Raw genomic sequence first — 6,664 nt, forward strand, 5'->3', positions numbered from 1 at the left:
ATTGCAGCTAGTCGAATCTTCCTCATTTTATTCATAAGCTCGAAGTCTTGTCGGATTCTGTCATCTAATGAATCCGGCTTGATTTTTTCGCGAATTGGCAGTTCTGATTTCGTTGTTGTGTAAACCTCGATGCCTACAGGAAGAAGTCTATCTGAATTAACATAACCGAGGACTCGCAGTATATGAATGATGTCATCAAGATACCCATATCCTTTCCCATCAAGGTTAAGATCTATGAGACAATCTGCCCAGTTAATCTTGCCTGATTTTTCAGTTAATATATTATTTTTATTATCAAGGTACTTTAGAAATTTTCGGCAATCAGATTTCAGCTCCTTGATATAGGATAGACAAGTCGTATTTTCATACGAAACGACCTGCTTGATCTCTTTCGATTCTGTATCAAGAAAAGAACGGACCTTCACGCCAGGGAGTAGCTCAAGAACTGTAAAGATATGCTTTGCCCGTTTTCGTAACAAATCTGCCATGTAATTCTTTGCTATGGCGAGGCCAATGTTTTTAGTTTTTACTTTTTCTTCATCATACCAGAGCATATACTGCTCTGTTATTATTTTCCCGCCTCTTGTTGTCCGCGTTCGAGGTTTTGTATTTATCTTATTTTCTTCTAGTGTTTCATTTAGAAGTAGTTTCCTCAAAGCTCCATCAATTACAAATTCTTTATGAGCTTTCTGACTAGATAGAAGTTTGATAGCTGCAGCAAATATGATATCCAAAGCGATATTTGTATTGTTTCTCAACCAGAATGCAGTTTCACTACTTCTGGTCATAGATATTTCGCAGCGGATATCTTGCTCTAGTCTAAGCCATTTTTTCTTGGTACAGGTTATCAGTGTATTCAACACGGCTTGATATCCAAGATTTACTTCACATCTTAAGTCATTGATAGATACTTGAATTAAGCCTTCTTTTAGTGGTTTATAGTGATTCTTGATGTAATCGTATACTTTATAAGCATTAGTTGTAGTCCTAAAGTTCCCAGAATCTTGGGATATAACATTTTTATCTGTTATTGAAACATTTACATGTGATGGACACAAGAATCCCATTTTGATTCGCTCCATGTTTTCGAGCCAGTACATTCCCAACTTGAAATCTGTATAAGAGTCATCAAACTTGTCTTTTTTCCAAAGATTTTGAGGAATGACTATCGGAGTCTTCTGAGTTTGTTCGATACTTTGCAGCGGCTTGATATAATCAAGAATGGACTTTCTGATCTCGTTGAGGTTAGACCAACTAAGCATACTCTTTATTAAGAGTTCCTTTGCCTTTTTGAAATCTTCTTTTGATACTAAGCAAATTGTCGGGAGTAACTTGTCCCCGACAAAACCTGCAGCTTCGTAGTCTTCTTTTTCCCTTCCGGCACGTCCAACCTCTTGTAGGTAGTCTTCAAGAACAGAAGGTGGAGAGTAATGCACAATATAATGGACGTTGGGAATGTCCATTCCCATCCCGAAGGCTTTTGTGGTACACAATACTACTATGTTGCCAGATTTAAACTGCTGATAGACATCTTCGCGGTCATCGGCATCCATACCGGCATGGAAAAAACCTATTGGGGAGCGACCCTCATTGTCATAAGAGAAGCCAAATTCGGACATATGCTCTTCCAAATAAGTGGCACATAATTCACATTGCATCCTTGTCCTGCAGAAAACGAGCATTCGACTCTTTGTGGGATCGATATTATTTTGTTGAATGTACTCGATAATCGCCTTAATTCTAGAACTGTCATCGTTGGTTACATTGACAAAAGACATCCCAATGTGGCTCCGTATAGGATTGTAATCTTCTTCTTTCTGACCGTATCTCTGGACATCTGGCAGGAACTTGGCAATTTCATCTTGTATCTGTTTTGTGACAGTAGCCGAATATAATGTAATGCAACTTTGTGGGTAACTCTTTTTGAGTTCCATGCACCACTTAATGGCATTCAAATAATCCGGCCGGAATTCCTGTCCCCACTGGGAGATACAGTGGGCCTCATCAAAAATAAAGTACTCAAGTCCATGGTCATTAGCAATACGGGTCTGTAAGGCGTTCAAAAAACTTTTGGAACGGAATCGTTCTGGAGTAACATAGAGTAGTGCAAGCTCTCCTCCTTTGACCTTTCTGTATATTTGCTGAATCTCTCCCTGACTGCGATCACTGTTCAAGTAGTCTACATTCGTATAGAAGCCCAATTGGGGATTATGTAATTTACTTATTTGATCTTCCATCAAGGCCTTCAAAGGAGTGACAACAATAGAGAGTCTGTTTGTGAATGCTGAATGGTACAGTGCAGGACCTTGGAATAGAATAGACTTACCACCTCCAGTTGGGATAGATATCAAACAATCATTCTTCCTCGATAGGATGGCAGGTAAGGCGTCCAGTTGGTTTTCTCTCCATTCATACGCAGGAAGGAAAATTTTTCGAATGGTTTCCATTGCCTCTTTAATCTGATTATTTTCAGAGGTATCTGTAGTGCTTTCAAATGAATTGAAGTCTTTATAAAATGCTAATGCTTGCTTTATGTCATTCTCATATTTCTCCTTACTTGTCCATAGTTTTGGACTGAAAACTCCTGTATTCCAGGCGGCAGCCAAGTCTCCGAAATCATCTAAATATGGATCTATAATATACAGTCTCGATTCAGGATTATTTGCTTCTATATATTTATTTTGGAACTCGATGGTAGGCCATGTTGCCAGTAGGCAGGTCTTGGGCGTAGCATCTGTAATAGCCAACTGCTGTTGAACATCGTCTTTTTCCGCATTTGCTTCGTCTCCAAACGGCATTTTCCCGGTCCACATCATTCGGCATTTGTCTACAGCTAGATTATCCCAAACATACACATAACGCGTAAATTCTTTTAGCCCGGCAACGGCGCCAAATTGTTTCTTGTCGATAATCAGAAGACCGTTGTTGTGCTTGCATATAAATTCCAGTTTACGAGCCATGGAGCCTGTGTCCGGGATATAAAAGCCTAATTGTCTTGCATGGGATTCGACAGCAAGTAACTCCAAATTATTATCAAGGACATATACGATAGGGGTCCCCGGCTCTTGTTCATGTATAGCTTGTAACAATTTCAATTGGGTAGCCCAATACAATGATCTGTAACGAGAAGCCGGACCGACTCGGTTTTGAGAAGCTACGAAATGACCTCTGGATGTCGAATTAACCAAGATAATGCTATTTTTCCGTTCCGTACTTCTGGCCAAATCCCAAGATACATACTCGATAGTAGCTTCCTTATTATCTTCTTTAAGCTTGGAAATACGGTTTTCGTAATTGAAATTATAATTGATTTGATACTGTCCATTGGGCTGACGTTCGACCCAAACATTGGCGACATCATCTGGAAGGCCCTTGATGTCCAACAAACGTTGTTCCTCACTAGATACAATCATGTAATTTGCTCCGGCCATCCTCATGGGAATCCAGCAATTCTTGCTGATGAAATCAGATGTGTTTAAAAGTTGTGGCAGAGAATATTGACATAAGCGCCCGTCCATTTCACATCCAACGAAAAATATATGGTTATAACCGTCCTGCTGAGGTAAGTTGTTCAAGCTATCAATATCGCAGCAAACAATGTTCCCGAATAATTCATCGCAAATATACTGTGACAGTATTTCATCAGAGAAATAGTTGTATCTAAGATATTGTGCTATGTTGGTTATAACTGGGGTCTTCGACATCTCCAGAAATCTTGTAAGTATTGTTTGCAGGAAAACGTCCTTCATTGGATTGGAGGATAATTTCTCTTTGGAAAGAATTTTATAATCAATCGCATCTGATTGGTCAACGAATGATAAACTGATATACTGTCCGAGCTTTCCCCATAGAGCTCTTGGAGAAACAATCAAGACTTTGCCATCACTGGAATAGGAATCAATGACTTCTAATTGTGCTTGAAGTTCATCGCTGATTTCAGACAATTCTTGGAACAACGGTCCTGAGTCCAATGCGTTATCTCTGAATAGCATTTCAAAGTAAGGCTTTTGGAGTTGTATCAATATATCATTAATAGTAGGTGGTAATAGCGATGAGAGTGATTTGCACAAGTCTTGGTCCTGTGAAAGCCGGAATAATTGATTCCAGAATAGTTTGTCGGCTAACTCTGTATCACTTTTTGCGTTATGTTGCGTATGTAGAGAATATGCGTAACGGCATGGATTTAACAGAATCTCAACTTCGAGAGTGTCCCATATATATGATTTTGTCTCTAGACCTTTCTTTTTCAAGATATTTAAATCCCAGTCTTTTATCTTATGACCGACAATAACATCTTGTTTCTTTAGAGCTCGTAATAAGGACTTTAGTTGATCTTCTCCTTGATAGATACGAATATTCTCTTCCTGTTTGAAGGCAAACTCCCTGATACTCTCTCCGTCGGATTCCAGATCAAATACGACATAAGAGATGTCTGCCTTTACGGATTTCCATCGCTCTCCTATAATAGTGTCGAAAACATCTGTCCCAACAAAGTGTTTGATCACGATATCAGTGGCTAGCTGCTCGGGTAATAGTTGCAAGAATTGTATTTTCTCGACCTCATTCTTTCCCTCCATAATATTAACAAAAACGGAAGTGCTGAAATGACGGAATACATTATCTGTTGTTATGTCTACATTCTCAATGAACCCATTAATTAGAGGCGTTACGATACTTGATTCTTGGCTCTCAATCCAGGGAATCATTTGATTCCAGTTATCAATCTCTGAAATATGACTAAAATCATTGTCTGCTAGGAATAAAAAAACTTTTTCTTTATCAGACAAGTTGTCGTTCACTTCAAAAAATGATACAAAACTATCCCTGAAATTGGTGAATAAGAAATATATAAAGTATTCAGGGATATCAGCGATTTCTCTCGACCTAATAAGCGCCCGAACCCGGTCATGGCCTAAATTAAGCAGGAATGTTTTCTCGTCCGGCGAAACTGTAGTGCCAGAAGTTAAGTTCATCAATAAAGAAGGATAGTACGGAGAGATATCCAACCCTCCATTAACGAGTTTCGTGATTTTGGACCACTTCGGGGTGTCTCCTTTGAAAATAGCAGAAACTATTTTTTCTTTCAGTATATCAATGATGTGGGATGGAGGGAGCGATTTATCATATTTCTCAAGGAGATTTTCTATAACCGAACATGTTGCTTCGTTAGAAAGTAGCGCACTAATGAAATCTGTCTGTTTTTCAGGTTGTAGAGAATCAAAGTATCCAATCATTGTGTTCAAGAACTCCAAAGGCTTATTGTCTTTAGCCCAATAGGATTCATAAACGTAAGGGAGAATGTCTTGATTATAGACTTTTTCTCCTTTGTTATCGCGACCTTGAATCTTTGCAAACTCGCCTATATATCCCAATGCTAAGATTAAGTCTTCTTTTAATCCAGATAGAGGCCTTGAATTAATTGCTCGAGGACCTCGCTTGGATTCTTCTACATCAAATACAATCCAATCTTGTTCGTTGGGCTTAAAATAACCCACAAAACTAGTCGAATTGATAAAAATTTCCTTAAGGTGATTCTTATTGTCGTTGTCTAATCCATAGTTATTTGTGATAACAAACCCAAAGCCCTTTAAGCTGTCGTAAAATTTAACAATTCCGATATGACGAACTGTGGAACTTATGACCTCTTTTTCTTTTGGTGTTGGTTCCTTTGATTTGACTTTTTCTAACTGAACTCTTTTATTCAAAGGGCCTTTGGCCTTTTTATACCTCTCGTTAATCTGATCTCTATCCTTCTCTTCGACAGGGCCGGCATCACGCCATTGTAGTGTCAGGATATACAAAGAATTGGCAACTTTTGCAACATTGGTATTCTCTGGAATACTCTCTAGATTCTCACATATTCTAATTTTCTTGTTAAGGTTAGATTGATATTCAGCTGCCAGAATAGATGGTTCTATAGACAGACGGGCGTATAGATTTTTGAGTGCGAATTCATATTTCTTATATAATTCTTTACTTCTCACCAGGCCACAATCTTCCCATTTTTGACGTATTGCATGAACTTCTTCAATGGATATCATATCAGCGTAATTTACCAATGACACAAGCTCTTGTAGCACAGCGTTTTTCTTTTGAATACCTGAATCATCCTGTGTTGTATTTTGTGTATCTATGGAGGGAGAGTCCAAACTTTCAAATGACTGAAGAATTATTTGAGAGAATTTGCTAGTTTTTTTAGTTTCCTTGTTTTCTTGGTGATATACGTACTGTTTAGCTGTAGTCTGTCGCTTCTGCTTATTATACCGTAATTTATAGGCTAGCGAAGGATCTATTATTCTTAACTCAGCGAGAGACAACTCACTATCCTCTCCATTGGAGATAGTGATGCCTTTTTCAGATGCAAGATTGATAAACTCTTTAGTCGAACAACCCTTTAGTTCGACAATATCTTTTAATGCAATTTTCCCCGTCATGCTTCTTGACTATATTAGTAGATAGTTAAGTGATTACTTTAATGAACTTAAATGGTTTTTGGGGCTAGGCGTGGTGCCGTTGTGTACTGCGTCGTTTTTTTACGTCCCCTTTGATAATAATATAGGGACAGTCGTTTAATTCCGTCATTATGAGTCAATCGGCAGACTGTCCCGGTAATTTTTCCGATCGAACTCATCTTTTTATATTTTCGGCTCCGTTTCGGAGCCCC

1 protein-coding gene is annotated in these 6,664 nt (G+C 38.6%); it reads right to left on the minus strand.

All coding sequences use genetic code 11. From position 1 onward, the window contains the following. Nucleotides 1-6,434 (minus strand): RecQ family ATP-dependent DNA helicase (locus B5F38_RS13805; RefSeq protein ID WP_087409703.1); only part of this gene is annotated, 6,434 nt, incomplete at its 3' end. Between the last annotated feature and the right edge of the window lie 230 nt (nucleotides 6,435-6,664).

This window comes from Barnesiella sp. An22 (assembly GCF_002159975.1).
Lineage (GTDB): Bacteria > Bacteroidota > Bacteroidia > Bacteroidales > Barnesiellaceae > Barnesiella > Barnesiella merdigallinarum.